Annotated in this window: 19 protein-coding genes; 15 read left to right on the forward strand and 4 right to left on the reverse strand. The window is 56.3% G+C overall.

Translation table 11 applies throughout. The features are described 5' to 3' along the window. Positions 1-64 precede the first annotated feature (64 nt). The 5 genes from TU86_RS02750 to TU86_RS02770 all read left to right on the forward strand — a co-directional run bounded on the left by TU86_RS02750 (position 65) and on the right by TU86_RS02770 (position 3,168). Positions 65-1,684 (forward strand): recombinase family protein, encoded by a 1,620-nt coding sequence (locus tag TU86_RS02750; RefSeq protein ID WP_088500053.1) that lies wholly within the window; start codon positions 65-67, stop codon positions 1,682-1,684. 49 nt (positions 1,685-1,733) lie between these two features. After that, positions 1,734-1,991, forward strand: coding sequence for a DUF1654 domain-containing protein (locus TU86_RS23605; protein ID WP_048362761.1), 258 nt, complete (start codon positions 1,734-1,736; stop codon positions 1,989-1,991). A 118-nt stretch (positions 1,992-2,109) separates the two neighbouring features. Continuing rightward, positions 2,110-2,667: a hypothetical protein gene (locus TU86_RS02760; RefSeq protein WP_048362762.1), complete on the forward strand. Its 558-nt coding sequence runs from the start codon at positions 2,110-2,112 to the stop codon at positions 2,665-2,667. A gap of 10 nt (positions 2,668-2,677) precedes the next feature. Further along, a complete protein-coding gene (locus TU86_RS02765) occupies positions 2,678-2,902 on the forward strand; it encodes a hypothetical protein (protein WP_048362763.1) in 225 nt (74 codons plus the stop codon). Further along, on the forward strand, positions 2,899-3,168 hold the full coding sequence (locus TU86_RS02770; RefSeq protein ID WP_048362764.1) for a hypothetical protein: 270 nt from the start codon (positions 2,899-2,901) through the stop codon (positions 3,166-3,168). The genes TU86_RS02765 and TU86_RS02770 overlap by 4 nt, the downstream gene beginning before the upstream one ends. Positions 3,169-3,243: 75 nt before the next feature. Here TU86_RS02770 and TU86_RS02775 read toward each other — a convergent pair whose 3' ends face one another. Continuing rightward, a complete protein-coding gene (locus TU86_RS02775; protein WP_048362765.1) occupies positions 3,244-3,948 on the reverse strand; it encodes an XRE family transcriptional regulator in 705 nt (234 codons plus the stop codon). A gap of 102 nt (positions 3,949-4,050) precedes the next feature. Here TU86_RS02775 and TU86_RS02780 point away from each other — a divergent pair, with 102 nt between their 5' ends. From TU86_RS02780 to TU86_RS02790, 3 genes are read left to right on the forward strand one after another with little or no spacing between them, the layout of a single operon-like run. Continuing rightward, complete coding sequence (locus tag TU86_RS02780; protein WP_048362766.1) at positions 4,051-4,281, forward strand: Cro/CI family transcriptional regulator; 231 nt, start codon at positions 4,051-4,053, stop codon at positions 4,279-4,281. After that, positions 4,278-4,883, forward strand: a complete 606-nt coding sequence (locus tag TU86_RS02785) for a hypothetical protein (protein ID WP_048362767.1) — start codon at positions 4,278-4,280, stop codon at positions 4,881-4,883. The genes TU86_RS02780 and TU86_RS02785 overlap by 4 nt, the downstream gene beginning before the upstream one ends. Continuing rightward, positions 4,880-5,806 (forward strand): hypothetical protein, encoded by a 927-nt coding sequence (locus tag TU86_RS02790; RefSeq protein ID WP_239658763.1) that lies wholly within the window; start codon positions 4,880-4,882, stop codon positions 5,804-5,806. The genes TU86_RS02785 and TU86_RS02790 overlap by 4 nt, the downstream gene beginning before the upstream one ends. A 674-nt stretch (positions 5,807-6,480) precedes the next feature. Here the strand turns inward: TU86_RS02790 and TU86_RS22275 are convergent. The 3 genes from TU86_RS22275 to TU86_RS02800 all read right to left on the reverse strand — a co-directional run bounded on the left by TU86_RS22275 (position 6,481) and on the right by TU86_RS02800 (position 9,676). Further along, the gene (locus tag TU86_RS22275) at positions 6,481-6,741 is read right to left on the reverse strand and encodes an ogr/Delta-like zinc finger family protein (RefSeq protein ID WP_082152851.1); all 261 of its coding nucleotides are present in this window, start codon (positions 6,739-6,741) and stop codon (positions 6,481-6,483) included. A gap of 72 nt (positions 6,742-6,813) precedes the next feature. Continuing rightward, positions 6,814-7,656 (reverse strand): phage portal protein, encoded by an 843-nt coding sequence (locus tag TU86_RS02795; protein ID WP_238938298.1) that lies wholly within the window; start codon positions 7,654-7,656, stop codon positions 6,814-6,816. Next, positions 7,595-9,676 carry a terminase large subunit domain-containing protein gene (locus TU86_RS02800; protein WP_048362769.1) on the reverse strand — a complete coding sequence of 694 codons (2,082 nt, stop codon included), beginning with the start codon at positions 9,674-9,676 and terminating at the stop codon, positions 7,595-7,597. Before TU86_RS02800 ends, TU86_RS02795 begins: the two co-directional genes overlap by 62 nt. A 163-nt stretch (positions 9,677-9,839) precedes the next feature. Here TU86_RS02800 and TU86_RS02805 point away from each other — a divergent pair, with 163 nt between their 5' ends. From TU86_RS02805 to TU86_RS02835, 7 genes are all read left to right on the forward strand, one after another. After that, the gene (locus tag TU86_RS02805) at positions 9,840-10,763 is read left to right on the forward strand and encodes a GPO family capsid scaffolding protein (RefSeq protein ID WP_048362770.1); all 924 of its coding nucleotides are present in this window, start codon (positions 9,840-9,842) and stop codon (positions 10,761-10,763) included. Between the two features lies 1 nt (position 10,764). After that, positions 10,765-11,784 carry a phage major capsid protein, P2 family gene (locus TU86_RS02810; RefSeq protein WP_048362771.1) on the forward strand — a complete coding sequence of 340 codons (1,020 nt, stop codon included), beginning with the start codon at positions 10,765-10,767 and terminating at the stop codon, positions 11,782-11,784. Further along, on the forward strand, positions 11,781-12,500 hold the full coding sequence (gene gpM / locus TU86_RS02815; RefSeq protein WP_048362772.1) for a phage terminase small subunit: 720 nt from the start codon (positions 11,781-11,783) through the stop codon (positions 12,498-12,500). Before TU86_RS02810 ends, gpM begins: the two co-directional genes overlap by 4 nt. A gap of 96 nt (positions 12,501-12,596) precedes the next feature. Next, positions 12,597-13,058 (forward strand): head completion/stabilization protein, encoded by a 462-nt coding sequence (locus tag TU86_RS02820; protein WP_048362773.1) that lies wholly within the window; start codon positions 12,597-12,599, stop codon positions 13,056-13,058. Next, complete coding sequence (locus TU86_RS02825) at positions 13,055-13,498, forward strand: phage tail protein (protein WP_048362774.1); 444 nt, start codon at positions 13,055-13,057, stop codon at positions 13,496-13,498. Before TU86_RS02820 ends, TU86_RS02825 begins: the two co-directional genes overlap by 4 nt. Continuing rightward, entirely contained in the window at positions 13,488-14,168 is a 681-nt protein-coding gene (locus TU86_RS02830) for a virion morphogenesis protein (protein ID WP_048362775.1), read from the forward strand. The genes TU86_RS02825 and TU86_RS02830 overlap by 11 nt, the downstream gene beginning before the upstream one ends. 11 nt (positions 14,169-14,179) lie before the next feature. Beyond that, positions 14,180-15,295, forward strand: coding sequence for a DUF2586 domain-containing protein (locus TU86_RS02835; protein ID WP_048362776.1), 1,116 nt, complete (start codon positions 14,180-14,182; stop codon positions 15,293-15,295). Positions 15,296-15,302: the final 7 nt, after the last annotated feature.

Here is a 15,302-nt window from a genome sequence, read left to right on the forward strand (position 1 = left end):
GATTAAAAAATGCGCAAAAGCAATTGTTGCTATTGGTTTTCGTTCTCATATTTGGGTGAAGGTATTGAAGGTAGGTATAGGCAAGGTATTTAGTTATCTTCGTTTCTCAGACCCTCGTCAGGCTGCTGGTAGTAGTGCGGATCGCCAACTTGCCTACGCTGCAACTTGGGCGGCGAAGCAAGGTATGGAGTTGGATGCCACCCTCACGCTAAAAGATGAGGGTTTATCTGCTTACCACCAACGTCACGTTACCCAGGGTGCATTAGGCGTATTCCTTCGAGCGATTGAGGACGGGCGTATTGCCAGCGGCTCAGTTCTGGTGGTTGAGGGTTTGGATCGTCTGAGTCGAGCGGAACCTATACAGGCTCAGGCCCAGTTGGCCCAGATCATCAATGCAGGTATCACTGTCGTCACCGCCAGCGATGGCCGCGAGTACAACCGGGCGAGTTTGAAAGCCCAGCCTATGGACTTGGTCTATTCGCTCCTGGTTATGATTCGGGCGCATGAAGAATCCGACACAAAGAGCAAGCGCGTTAAAGCCGCGATCCGCCGTCAGTGTGAAGGGTGGGTAGCGGGTTCATTCCGAGGCTTGATCCGCAATGGCAAAGACCCTCAATGGTTGCATTGGGGTGAACAGGGCTGGGAGTTGATTCCTGAGCGCGTCAGTGCTGTGCGTCGAGCTTTAGAGTTGTATCAGCAGGGGCTTGGTGCTGGGCGCGCTGCGAAGCTGATGCACGATGAGGGGTTCGAGCTTTCCAGCTGGGGAATTTCTGGGCAGCAGGTTTATCGACTGATCAAGTTGCCCGCGTTACGCGGAGCCAAGCGGCTGGCTGTGGATGGCGAGGCTTACATGCTGGAGGAATATTATCCCCGGATTCTTTCCGATACAGAGTGGGCAGAGCTGCAACACCTGGCAAGCCAGCGCCATCGACGTCGTGGAGCTGGTGAGATCCCCGGAATAATTACCGGCGTTGGACTCGCCTATTGTGGGTACTGCGGAACCGCCTTAGTGGCTCAAAACATCATGCAGCGTCGGCGAGCCGATGGAAGTCTTGCTGACGGTCATAGGCGTCTGCAGTGTACTTCGTACAGCAAGAACGGGGGTTGCTCAGCCAGTGGAAGTTGCAGTGTCGTGCCGATCGAGCGTGCGCTGCTGAATTTCTGCTCTGACCAACTCAATCTGCAGCGCTTGTTGCAAGTGGGGGACGATGGGCAAGGCATTCGTCAGCAGTTGGTAATTGCACGAGCAGCCGTAGAAAAAAACACTAGGCAGCTCGGCAAGATCACTGAAGCGCTTTTGGATGATGAGAGTGGTTCTGCCCCGATCGCATTTGTTCGTAAGGCTCGCGAGTTGGAAGCGCAACAGGTTGTTGCTGAACAGAAGGTACTGCAACTGGAGTATGCGCTGGCTACAGTCTCCGGGACTTCTCAACCTGCTCAGGCAGAGCGTTGGGAGGAGCTGGCAGAGTTGGTTGGTACTGGTGACTATGGTGCTAGGGAGAAGGTGCGTCAGTTGGTCATGGATACGTTCGAGCGTATTGTCATTTACATGAGAGGGCTTGAACCAGATGGTCGAAAAGGTCAATTAATTGATGTTCAGCTGCTCTCTCGGACAGGGCAGCACCGGCTGATTCAGATTGATCGTCGCAGTGGTGAGTGGGTGTCAAGCGAAGACTGGGATTAAGCCGTACCTCGTGATACTGTATACTTATACAGTAATGGCGGGGTGCCTTATGTTTCCACATGTTCTTCCAGCTTCCACCCATCAGCAGTCAACATCATGCGAACAACTCGCTCGTCGCATTCTGAAACAGGTCAACAGTTCAGCAGCACAATTGTGGAGGCGGACGTTGATCGTAAGGCAGTCCAGCGAAAAAATGGATGATTGGGATGCACTGCTTGAGCAGTTTGAGCTAGAGGAAAGCGTGCGCGTGACTCGTATGGATGAGGGTGTCGTGTACCTGAGTTGGACAAATCAGCATCGAGGCTAAATGTCTATGGTTAATTATTATCCGCAGGCATTGACTGAATCTTAGCCTGCGGCTAACGTATCTCCAACAGTTCAGGTCGGTGAAATACGCTGACTTGATCACAAAGGAGATTCCTCGCATGCACACCCTCATCCTTTCCCCCAATACACGCACGCAATTGGCTGAGCAGATAAACCAAAACGGAACGTTTATTCACTCGCTGCACGCCCGAAACGGGATGATCTGCGCCATGGCCTACGTGGTGATCGAGCAGTCCATCAGTGCTGTGTCTGTGCGTGTCGAATTGGGTGATAGCGTCAACAGCCTCACGTTGACTCAGCGTGCAGATAACGCTGAGAGGGTTGCGCTTTTCCTTGAAGAGCTGGCCAACGGCGCATCTCCGTGCAGCGTGCGGGAAGTTGACGAGCACTTGGTGGTGAGTGACGTTGAATCAGTGCTGCGTGACGCGGTTCGCTTGCGCCAAGGTAGTTATTACCTGCCAGCTGAAGGGATCGAGCAACTTGGCCTGTTGCTGCATCCCAGCCGCAGCGATCCTGCGCGAACAGTCTTTCGCTTTGAGCTGGATAGCGTCGGGCTGACCTTGCCGTTGTTATTGCCTAGCAATCAGGCACTGGCCTACGAGCTGCTTTCAGGCTGCGTGCAAGAGCTGATTGCCAACTACCGCTGTGCGGCTTGAGGGGGCGGCTATGACGATGACGATCATCATTTCGGAACCCGACACCAAACGATTGTTCGACCGAAGCATTGCTGGCTACAGAAGCGCAAATACAGACCTGGATGTCGCCATCGATGCTGAAAACTGGGGAGCAATACATCAGGCCCAGAGCAATCGAGAACTGCACGCCAATACCATTGCGTTGATCATCAACATGTACACAGACAAGCCAACAGAGTACGGAGCGCAGTCATGATAGGTATCCCCAAGACAGGCACACTGGAAAATGGCTGCATTAGTGCCAATGTCACCAGTGGCTACCAGTTCAGTACCGCCGACGGTCGATCAGCTCGGCTGGCGATAATCGACGACCAGGGCAATGTGATTGAGTCCGGCGACGCTGTGGCAAGGGAGGCATGGAATGTATGCATTGCTGTGATCAAGAACTTCAAGATCGGGCAGGGCCATATTGTGGTGCACAGCGCGCCGCCAGGACTTGTCAAACGAAAAATGATGAGCTGACGTTGTGCTGCTTGCGTTCAACTCACCGGCAGTTCAAGCGCACGTATGCAACACGTCGCGCTTTTGGACTGCGGATTACATGCCGGTTATCTTGGCGTCAATTGCCCGGCCCGTGATCTCCCAAGTCCCGTCCAGAGTCACAGTCTGATACTCGGGGTTCAGAGGCACTAAATATCCTACACCAGCGTCTTGAACATATTGTTTGAAGGTGTGCTCGCCGCTGATGGTATGTTCAGCGATGTAAAATTTCCCGCTGATAAGATCAAAGCCTTCTGGGCGGATCAGGATTGGGGTGCCCTCCGGAAAGCTTGGAGGTGTATCCGATGTCATCGATCTACCTTTTACTCTTAGCCAGTAGCCATGCGGACCCGCATTCTCGGTAGAACTTAGCCACTCTTCGGCAATGCCGGTTGGATAGCTGTTTACAGACTCAAGCCTTTCACCTGCAGCGACCCAACTCAAAACTGGATATTCCCTACTCTGACGGTGCGGCTGCACCATTGGCCCAACGTTGCTCATCTCTGCAATTTCCGCAGCAAGTCGTGGGCTAAAACTTTCAATTGGTTCGTTAAGCAGTTTCGCCAAAATTGCGGCAAAACGAGCATTCAACGGGTTTATACCCTTCAAATAGTGATTCACCGAAACTGGTGTGATTCCAGCAGCGTCAGCAATTTTCCTTTGGTTGAGCTTAAGCGCGTTCTTTTTCGAGAGATAAAGATCGTGAGCTGCTTTGCATTCAGCCAGAAGTGCCGGGGGGAGAGGTTTTTTCTTGGTCATCATAAAAGTATAAGCCGCTAGCTAATGCCGATGATTAGCTAGCGGCATTGATAAAAAATATGTCTGCGGTTAATATTCGCCATTCATCAGGTAGAGGTGTGTGGCATGGAAAACGTTTCCTTGAATGACTTGGTATCTAAGCTAGGTCAGGCACGAGTTGCGCGAGCACTTGGCGTTAAGCCTGCGTCTATTGCAAAAGCTATTCGCATTCGTCGAAACATCATGGTGATGGTCAATGACGACGGCTCATGTGTCGCTAAAGAGATTCGGCCTTTTCCGTCAAAAGTGCTGGAAAACCAAGACGCCGCTGAGGCTATAAGCAGTAGCGTTGTATGAATATGTCCAACTCAGGACAGCAGTCCATCTCCCGTGATCAGGTGCTGGTAGCTCATGCCGCTGAAATGATTGCGCGCACAGGTTTTAGCCAGGATGACTTTGCTCAGGCATTAAGCAGCCATTTACATCGCCTGATTCCTGAAAAGGCTACCAGCAAGGATGTACCTGATTTCAAGCTGTTGGCGAAGGGCAACGATTCTGAGACCTTTCTAAGATCATCAGGGGCTTGGCTGCGGCGTGTTGGGCGTTGGCTCAGTGGTGAAGTTGACCTGCCAAGTTGGCTTGAGGAGGCTTGGGTTGATGCTCTCGAAGGAGACTTTCAGGAGCACTGTCTGAATGAGCTGGCCAGCCGTCACGGGCTGACTGGAGCGCGTGCGCTGATCGGTGATGCCAACCCTGTTGGGGTCTTCGGCGCGTTGGTTGCCCGCTTGGGCAATACAGTCTCCCTCGGTAGTGAAATCTTGGCTGATGGTCGAATTGATATCGAAGACCTGGACAAACTGCCTGAGTTTGTCGATCGCTTGCGTTCGGTCGAAGCCCGCTGCAGCGAACTGCGTTCGCGTGCTGAGAGCGTACTTCACCAGGTGAATACGTCTCTGTGAACCCCCTTGATAAGGACATCAAATCGCGCACGGCAAGCGGCCGCACCGACAGCCCCAAGAAGGGCAGGCCTCCTGCTGTCCATCGTGACAAGAAAGATCCCCATGCCGCACTCCGTGCGCCAATCCGGGCGCCGCGGTACTCAGCTCCACGCCGACTGACTGGCCAGCAGCTGAAAAATCCCCTCCTGCGCATGGCATTCTCGCGCCTAAGCCGCATTGGTGATCTGCGTGGGCAGTACCTGCGCGACCTGGACACGATCCACGGTGGTCGCCGTACCCGCTCCGAGAAATTCGACGCACTGGCCAAGGCAGCCGAGCAACTGTTGCTCCGATTGGACTTGGCCACCGGCGTGCTGGGATGGCTGGATATCGAACGAGGGCAGTACTTCCTTAACACCCAATGCGGTGTCGCTGAAGACTGCGATATGTCTCCTGCTTCCCTTAACCGGCTCATGCACAGCTTGGACTTGGCCGGATACGTCTATCGGCGCATCGAGAAAGTACGGTTGGATGAGAAGGACGAGGCTGGACTTAACCTGGTGCGAACCCGGGTGCTGGTGCGCTTCACAGAAAAATTCTTTGCCGATCTTGGTGTTCGCTACCTTTGGTACCGGGCCAAGAAGGCCGCCATCAAACGCAGAGAGAGAGAACTTCACCAGGTCAGCGGGCTTCGTGCAGCTCGTCAGGAAAAGGCATCCCTGGAGGAGTTCCGCAGGCAGCAATCCCGTAGCAATTGGGAAAAGAGTGAGGCGCGCAAGGCGGCTCATGTGCATGGTGGATCAGTAGTGATGACCCCGTCTCGAGGGTCAGGTAGGGGCGTAAAACCTGCCCTTGAGCCTGACAAGAGTTCAGGTGGACTGGGCGAATCCATGGCGCGGCTACTGCGCAACGTCCAAGTCAAGAAAGACATCCCTCAGAACTAATCGCAAATCTTGCGAGGCCGGGCTACGCCTGGCAGTCGAAAAACACACTCCCTATCATACGATCACTGTTGGCACGCATCGCTATGCAGGCTCAGGCGGACGATCACGCCCATTTTTCAGCGTCATTTCTATACGCCGCCAGCGGGCGGCCGGGTAATCCCAAAGGTCTTTGAATTAAATGGAATTTTAAACCCCACTCAGCATCCCCAAAGGGTAAAAAAAAGAGCTTTCCGAGGTGTCCACAGGGTCAGTGTGTTGGGTACAAGATGATGCCTCGAGCACTTCGCGCCAAGGCGCGGCCCGAGTACAAGTCGCGGGCTGCGCGCCCGCACAGCGGCAGGGCAGTGCCCTGCACCCGTGCTGGAAATCCATGGGGCACAAAAGCGGTAATTGGGCGCGTCGAGGTGAGTTGCAAATTCGCAGGTAGCGGTCGCGGGCTTTATCTTGCGGTGCAGCACATTTCTTTGGGGCGAGCTTGGCGTATAGCCGACCGCTTCGCGAGTGTCGCCGCTGTAAGATCGGAGGTATCAAGTTAGATGGTGTCGGCGGCTTATATGCCTGCTGCGCAGACATTCTGAAACACAGACCGATGGTTATCATTTGAGATGTCCATGGTGGACACTCGAGAGGCAGGCTTTGGCAAATGTGAGGAGGTTGCGACAGTAGGCGAGTTGTTAGTCGAATTGTTGCGAGCCTACTTGCTCGAATAGTTCCTGTTGTTGTGCTGTCGATAAGTTTCTGATGCGCTCGACTAAAAGTGTATCTAGGTGCTGTGCTGGTGGCCGTAACGAATGTATGAACGTTAGTTCGGATAGCCAAGTGTGCCCGCACTTTGCGTCCAAGCACTGACAATACAATTTCACGTAACCTCGTGTTACTTCCGCCCGTGAGCTGATACGTCCTTTGTGGCCACAACCGGTACAGTAAATTCGCATGTCTCCCTCCCCAGGGTTGAATAATCACTATTATGCCTTTTAGTGTAGTGGTTTTCACTGCTAACTGTGTATTTAGTCAGTTGTTATTTCTGTTCTTTCTGGTTTTTTCCAGTCAATTTTCCTGTCTGGTCTCAAGACATCGTTGACCTGGTTAAACAACTGGCAAATGGGCCGTATCTCGTTGCTGGTGTAGACCCCGTCAATCTTTTCGATATCGCCAAACCCCCCGCTGTTTTCCGGGATGATGCCCGCCAGGGCCGGGTTCATGCGCCATGCGGCGATGATGTCGTTGCGGGTGATGTTTTTGACCTTTTCCAGTTCGTCTTTGGCCTGAAAGTCGCCCACCGGGATGATTTGGATGGCGTTTTCTTTGCCGTTGGGGATGTTGACGAACATCGAGCGGAAGTTGCCCACGCCTTTGCTTGCGCTGATTTGTTCGCGCAGGTTGTTTTCGTCTTCTTCGGTCAGATCGGGGTCGTTGGTGTAGAAAATATAGCCCGCGTGGGCGCCGTTGCTGTAGTAGCGGCGGCGGAATAAGGTTGCGGCTTCGTTGAGCAACAGTGCTTGCAGGGCGCCGAGATAGTCCGGGATGCCGTAGATGGTCTGTTCGACGTCATAGTCCATGACATGGATGATTTCATCCCGCTCGAAGTCCATGAATTTGCCGTCGGGTAGTAGCATTCGATAACAACCGTCCACTTTGACCCGCATGTTGATTGCGGGCAGGTGTTTCAGCTCCAGCACTTGGCCGAAGGTGTTGGTGTCGCAATAGAAGAACGCATCCCCAAACACCATGTAGTCCAGCGCCGCGCAGCCCATGGTGTGGGCACTGCACCCCGCCGAGGGGATGAACTCACGCAGCAGCAGGTTGCGTTTGAACTTCGGTATGGCGCCGTGGTGCGCGTTGGCGCGCAACAGCTTGGCCAACCCGGTGCGCGACACGGGGGGCTTGTAGATGTCGCCGTCGTCGCTGGGGAACACCCCCACGTACTCCCCGATGTTGCCGCTCAGCACTTGTTCCGGTTCCCCGAACGTAAACGCGCGCATGGGTTGTTGTTGACGCGCCGGTTGAGTGACCTTGGGCTGTTTGCGTCGTGCCTGCTGAGTGGCCTGGTGCTGTTTGCGTCGTACTTTGGACATGGGTTCCGCTCGTGATGTAGCGGCTCCGGCGCCGCTTGTTTGTGTTCAAGGGTTCGTTGGCCAGGGCGTGCATGATCGCCCACGCGATGTCGGCGTGGCCGGTGGCGTCGGTACGCGATGCGCTGTAGGTGACTTGGCCGCTGCCGGTGGTGCCGCGCTTGATGGTCAGGAATGCCTGGGCGATATCAGTCCACCCCGCATCCCATTCGATGCGGCTGCCCTGAATGGTGTCTTGAGCCTTGAGTACCAGAGTGTTTTTGGTCTCCAGGCTGTAGTGAATCGATGTGGCCCGAGGATAGAAGTCGCGCACTAGGTCAAACACGCCGTAGCCAATGCCCGTGGTGTCGATGCCGATGTGCTGGACGTTGAAACGTTCGGTGAGTTTTTTAACTTGCTCGGCCTGGTATTTGAACGACTGACCCCGCCAACTGTATTTTTCGAGGATGCGAAATTTCGCCCCGGCCTCCAGCGGTGGAGCAATAACCACACAGGTGGCGTCGTCGCGGGTGCGGCTGGGGTCGTACCCAAGCCAGACCGGGCTGTTGCCATAGGGGCGGTCGTCGTCCGGCTTGTAGTCTTCCCACAACGTCAGGTCGGAGTAGCAGCGCTCCAGATCCTTGAGACCAAACGCGCTCTGTGTGCTGTCGATGAACTTGCAATAGAACAACTGTTGGAACTTGTCTTCGTCGTACTCCAGTTGCAGCAGCTCAAGGTCGAACAGATCGCAGCCGCCGTCGATTGCGTCCTGAATCGTGATGGTCTTGCGCCATTGGCCATCCGGGCACAGCGCGCCCTGTGTGTACGCTGATTCAGTGGGCCAAGTGCCACCGGCCTTTTTCCCGCGCTTGCTGTTGCGAAACTCTTCACCGGACCAAAACGGGTACGCCTGATGCGACACCGCGCTGGGCGTTGAAAAGTAGGTTTTACGCCACTTCTTGTGGGTGCCCATGGCGCTGGCCACGGTGCTGAGTTTTTCGAAGTCGCGGATCCAGAAGTATTCGTCGACATAGACGTGACCGTGATAGCCCTGGGCCGTGCTGCTGTTGGTGCTGAGAAAACGCAGCTCGGCACCATTGCTCAGTGTGATGGGGTTGCCGGTCAATTCGATGCCAAACCACTGTTGGGCGAACTGGATGATGTAGCTGCGGAAAATCTCCGACTGCGAACGGCTGGCCGACAGAAACACCTGGTTGTCGCCGCTCAATACGGCATCCATGAACGCTTCACCGGCGAAGTAATAGGTCAGACCGACCTGACGGCTTTTAAGGATGTTGCGGATCCTGCGCGTCAGAGGATTCTGTTTTGCGGCGAACAGTTCTTTTTGGTAGCCGTACATCTTTGAGATGAACTTATCCAGGAAGTCCACTTCGGTCAGGCCGCTGATGTCGTTCTTGGCCTTCTTCTCGCGTTTCTTCCCGCCGCTGTCCCCACGGTTGGCACGTCCCCTGCGCGGCGCTTGGGGGCTTTCGTCCGGGGCGTCCTGAGCACCCCCGGTCGGGGCTGTCGGTTTCACGGCCTGCTTTAGCAGTCGCTCGCGAATGCTGGTCAGTCGATCCAGTTCGTTCAGATCGTCTTTGCTCAGGCTGCTGGCCTTGTCCAGCAACAGGGTGATTCTGCGTCCGACAGCGGTCAGCGGTTCTTCATCGGACAGCATGTCTTCCCACCCGCCTTGGCGGATCCAGTAATAGACGATCCGAATATTGGGCAGGTTGAGTTGCGCCTGAATTTCCTTGGCCTTGCAGCGGCGTAGAAACAGGCGTTTAGCGGCTTCTTTAACTTCGGTTGAGTAGAGCATGGGCCGCAGTCTATGCGGCGAAAACGGTGAAAACGTGCTGATAATTTCCGCGATTCTCCTAAAAGCTGAAAATAGGAGAAGGGCGGATTTGAATCGTTTGTTTCGGGCTGAATCGCTCCCTATCTTGGCGGCTCAAATCACCGATTGAGCGCAGTTAACCACCATGCCCCGTTCCCTTGTTTCGTTCTGGAAACGTGTCGCCACCAGCGGCGCAACCGTTGATGGGCGCGTGATCCTTCCCCAGGAACTGCGCGATATCGCTGAAACCTACAAGCCATCTTTTTACACCGCCGTGATCTGGTGCGATCACGAGCGTTGGCCGGGTTCGCACGGCACCGTATACGCCGTGCGCTTGGTGGAAGAAGCTGACGACCTTGAGCCGGGCGAAATCGCGTTGGAAGCGCAACTTAAGCCGAACGACCGCTTGCTGTACCTGAACGACCAAGGTCAGAAGCTGTTCACCAGCATTGAGATCAGCCCGGATTTTCGAGGCAGTGGTAGAGCCTACCTGACGGGTATGGGCGTTACAGATGAACCCGCCAGTGTGGGCACCCAAGAACTTTATTTCTCACACAAGAACAGCCGCACCTCTTATTACGCCGCGTCGGTCGAAATCGGCCGCCTACGGGACGAAAGTCCAAGCACTGCTGAAACCGGGCTACTCAACGCCCTGACCAGCTTTTTCAAGCGCTTCTCCACTGAAGTCTTGCCCCCCGAAATCACCCAACCCAACACAGAGAACAAATCCCAAATGGATGAAGCCAACGGCACAGCCTTGAAGGCTCTGCGCGATCAGCTGCTGATAATTGTGGCTGGTCTAGACGTCGTTATCGACAGCGCCGCAGCTGACACCCCAGACCCCGAACCTGAACTTATTGAAGAAGTGCAGGCAGCAGTTGACGACATCGTCACCACTGCCGAAGAAGAGCGCGAATTCAAACGCAAAGGCAGTTCGTCCAACAAGGCGGTACTGACTGCACTGCTGAAACTGCAAAAGCAGTTCTCCACCCTGCAGAACACCGCCGTCGGTCGCCAGTTGCCACGTCATTCTGGCCCTGTAGCAACTGCCAAGAAAAAGGTGCTCTGACATGGCTCAACTGAGCGCCAAGGGCGAAAAGAAATACGCTGAATTACAGGACGCGATCGCCGAAAGTTACGGTGTCAAACGTGCCAGCAAAATGTTTGCCGTTGAAGCTTCGGTCGCTCAGGAATTGAACGACGCGATCACGGCGAAAGCGGACTTTCTGGAACGCATCAACATCATCCCGGTCAGCGAGATCAAGGGCGAGAAGGTGTTTATTGGTGTCAATGGCCCGGTCACCGGCCGAACCAACACCAAAACCGCTGACCGCCAGGCCAAGGATGCGTCGGCGCTGGAAAACACCACCTATGAGCTGGTGGATACCCAGTCTGACGTGGGCCTGCCATACGCCAAGATCGACGCGTGGGCGAAGTTTCCCGACTTCCAGGATCGCTATTCCGCTGCGGTGCAAAAGCGCATTGCACAAGACCGAATTGTGATCGGTTTTCACGGTAAAACGGCGGCACCCCAGACCGATCTGGACGCCAACCCCAAGTTGCAGGACGTCAACAAAGGTTGGCTCCAGCAACTGCGTGAAGATGCCCCGCAACAAGTGCTCAAAGAGGGCAAAACCGCTGGCAAGATCACGTTGGGTGCCGATGGCGATTACGCCAACCTTGACGCCCTGGTGCATGACACAAAGCAAATGGTTGACGAAATCCTGCGTGAAGACGGCGACCTGGTAGCGATCATCGGTTCTGACCTGTTGGCGGCTGACAAGGCCAAGCTGTACACCAAACAGGGCGATACCCCGACCGAAAAAGAGCGCATCGAAAACGCTCAGGTCATTGCCACCTATGGCGGTCTGCCCGCGTTCAGCGTGCCGAACTTCCCGGTCAACGCCGTGCTGGTCACCAGTTGGGACAACTTGTCGATTTACTACCAGGACACCAGCTGGCGTAAGCAGACAGTCGACAACCCGAAACGCTCCCGTGTCGAGGACTACAACAGCCGCAACGAAGGTTATGTGATCGAGCAAATGGAAAAGATCGCACTGACTGAAAACGTTGAGTTGGTGGTCGCGTGAGTCTGGCCCTGGCGCACAAGCGCCGCACCCTGGCACAGGGAAGCGCAGCGGCAGTTATGGCAGCGGGCGCCCCTGTGGCGTACTCGCCCGCTGATGCCTTGAGCAGCCCGGCCAACGCCCGTAAGCACCTGATGTTGCAGGAAGCCGCTTTGGATCAAGACCTTGAGCGCTTGAGCGCGATCAAGGGACTGGCGGGGCGTCAGACGCTCAAGCGCGACGAACTGCTGCCCAAGTACCAGGACTATGTGCAGCGCTACTGCGAGTCGGGCCTGAACTTTCCCAACCGTGTCCTGGTGCAGGTGATGGTGTGGCTGTTTGACACCGAGCAGTTCGAAGACGGTCTGGAACTGGCGGACTTCGCGATCGAACAGGGCCAGGTGATGCCGGAGCGTTTCAAGCGCCGCGACATCCAGACCTTTGTCGCGGATGCCGTCATCGACTGGGCCTTTGCTGAGTACAACGCTGAGCGCAGCCCTGAACCCTACTTGAGCAACATGCTGCCGCTGGTAGATGGCGAGTGGGAACTGACGGAGCAGATCCCGAGCAAGTACCACAAGTTGATCGGCATGCGCGCCATGGAAGCAGGGGAGTTGAGCACCGCACTCAAGCACCTTGAGCGCTCGACCGAGTTGTACCCCAAGGCCGGTAATGAAACCCGCATCTCCAAGTGCCGTAAGGCGCTGGCGAAGCAACAGGCCGCACCGGCCACCGAATAACCGACTACCCCCCCAGCGGGAAACTGTGGATGAGAGTGAGCCATTTATGGCCTGCCTCTCTGAAACAGTTCTCCCGCCCTATTTGAGCGCCCGGCAATGAGCTTTTCAGGCAAACCCACCACGTTGGTGGAGCAGCACATCGACAACGACGGCTTTTGGCCGGACTTGTCTGTAAGCGAGTTCCAGAAAGGCTATCGCTTGCCGGGTGAGTACCTGGGCGAAATGCTGGTCGCGGATCTGACCACCGCCATGGTCGAGGTCAATACCGATTTGGCGCGCTGCAAGTCCCAGTGGCAATCCGTAGGCGTTGTCTGTGTGGAATCTGCTGACCCTATGGTGATGCCACAGCGTGCTTTTCACGTAGCAACGTACAAGCGCGCCGTGTATGCACGCGCCAAAGCCAGCCTGTTGACCCAGTTCGCCACCGTGACCCGTCGCGAGAGCGCGGAAAACACCGGCAAGGAAGCCCCCGAGCGCGCCGAGACCTTTCTGTCTTTCAGTCAGCAGGCTGTGCGCTCGCTGCAAGGGCGTGGGCGCATTACGGCGGTGTTGCTATGAAGAAGCTGCAAGCCCTTACCAGCTACTTGATTGAACGCCGCCTGGTCATGCCGGAGCAGCTCGACAGCTGGGCCAACCAGATCAGTCTGGAGTTGATCTGGAAGCCGGATGTGAAGGGGCTGCACTTTGCTGACATGCGTTACAGCGCCGCCATTGTGCTGGAGCGTTTTGCGGATGAGCCGGGACGGCTGATGGCGTTGCTCGGCAGTTGGCTGGAGAGCCACGACCGCGACCGCGACGGGCTGCCAGCCCTCACGTTTGCCATCGACATGCTGGACAACGACCTGGCTGACGTCGAAATCACCGTGGAGTTTGTCGAGCCGCAGTACCTGGCCGAAGACCCGGACGGCGAAATCGTGGCGTTCGGTCAGACCTGGTCATTTATCCCGTTTGATCTGTGGGTCGCGGAAGAAGGCGAGGTGGGCAGCAATGGCCGCTAGTCCGCTCGACCTCGATATCCGGGGCTTGCTCAACGTGGACGCGCAACTGGCCCTGATGGAGCTGCGCCCACAACTGCGCCGCCGCTTGCTGAACAACGTCACCAAACGCGTGCGCTCGATGAGCCGCAAGCGCGTGCGCGAGCAGAAGAACCTCGACGGCTCGCCGTTCGCTGAGCGCAAGGGTTCGGCCAAGGGCAAAAAGAAGATGGAAGCCGGGTTGGCCAAGCTGCTGCAAGTCACCCGCGTCAGCTCGGATGAGGCCGAATTGGGCTGGAAAAATGCCCTCACGCGCTGGGTTGCCTCGCAGCAGCACAACGGCGTCAGCGAGCGCCGCACGGCCGCGCAGATGCGCCGCTGGAACAAAGTCCCGCCCGGTGTCGCCTGCACGGACAAACAGGCCAAGCGCTTGCGTCAGGTGGGCTTTCGCGTGCGTGTCAAAGGCAAAAAGAACCTGACCAAACCGTCTGTGGCGTGGATTCAAGAGCACGTGAACTACGCCAAGGCCGGTCTGTTGATCCGCATTTTGAACGATGAAAGAACCGAGTCCTCGGGCGCACAAAGCTGGGACATCACCCTGCCCAAACGCCAGTTCCTCGGCGTGCAAAGCAGTAATGAAACCCGCGAACTGGTTAACCAGGTCTTTGAACAAATCCTAAATTCACCCCGCTAACGAGGCACCCCATGGCACTCGGCAAAGTCAGCGTTAACAATCTCAATCTGGGCCAGGGCGAAGTGACCGCGATCGAGCGTTATTTCCTCTTCATTGGCCCCAGTACCAAAAACATCGGCAAGGTGTTGGCCCTCAACACCGACAGCGATCTGGATAACGAGCTGGGCATTCCTGCCAGTGATTTGAAAACCCAGATCACGGCTGCGCGCCTCAATGGTGGCGACCGCTGGGCCTGCGTGGCCGTGCCGATCGGCGCAGACGGCGCGTGGTCGGACGCGCTGGAAATGACCCAGCAGAAAGGCTTTTCAGTCGAAGCGGTGGTGATTACCAAACCGGTCACCACCGGCGCCGAGCTGTCGCAAATGAACGATGCGGCGGTGGCGTTGAATAACGTCTACGGCCGCCGTTCGTTCGTGATGGCCGCGACGTCGGGCATTACCGCGTTGCAACCGTGGTCGCAGTTCCTGACCGAACAGAAAGCCATTACGGCCGGTCTGGCCGCGCCGCGTGTGTTGGTGGTGCCGCAGTTGCACGGCAACGATTTGGGGGTGTTGGCCGGTCGCTTGGCGAATGCCGCCGTAAGCATTGCCGACACGCCGATGCGCGTGGCCAGCGGTGCGGTGTTGGGCCTTGGCCCGGTGCCGGAAGACTCCGAAGGCGTGCCGCTGCCGTCCGCGATCCGTGCCGAGCTGGATAAAGCGCGGTTCTCGGTCTCGCAGACCTACCCGGACTACGAGGGCGTGTACTGGGGCGACGGCAACCTGCTGGACACCCCGGCCAGCGACTTTCAGGTGATCGAGCATTTGCGTCTGGCCGACAAGGCTGCGCGCCAGGTGCGCCCGCTGTTGATCCGTCGCGTGGGTGACCGCCGCCTGAACAGCACGCCCAACAGCATGGCGGTAAACATTAATGCGCTGATGGCGCCCCTGCGTGCGATGGCCAAGTCCGTCACGTTCGCGGGTCAGGTGTTCCCCGGTGAAATCCAGACCCCCAAGGACGGCGACATCGTGCTGGTCTGGAAGAGCAAAACCGCCGTAGAGGCGTACATCAAGCTCAAACCCCACAACTGCCCGAAAGACATCACGGCCAACATCGCCCTGGATCTTTCCAACGACGCCAAGGAGTAACCCCCCT

This window comes from Pseudomonas weihenstephanensis (assembly GCF_001043055.1).
Taxonomy (GTDB): domain Bacteria; phylum Pseudomonadota; class Gammaproteobacteria; order Pseudomonadales; family Pseudomonadaceae; genus Aquipseudomonas; species Aquipseudomonas weihenstephanensis.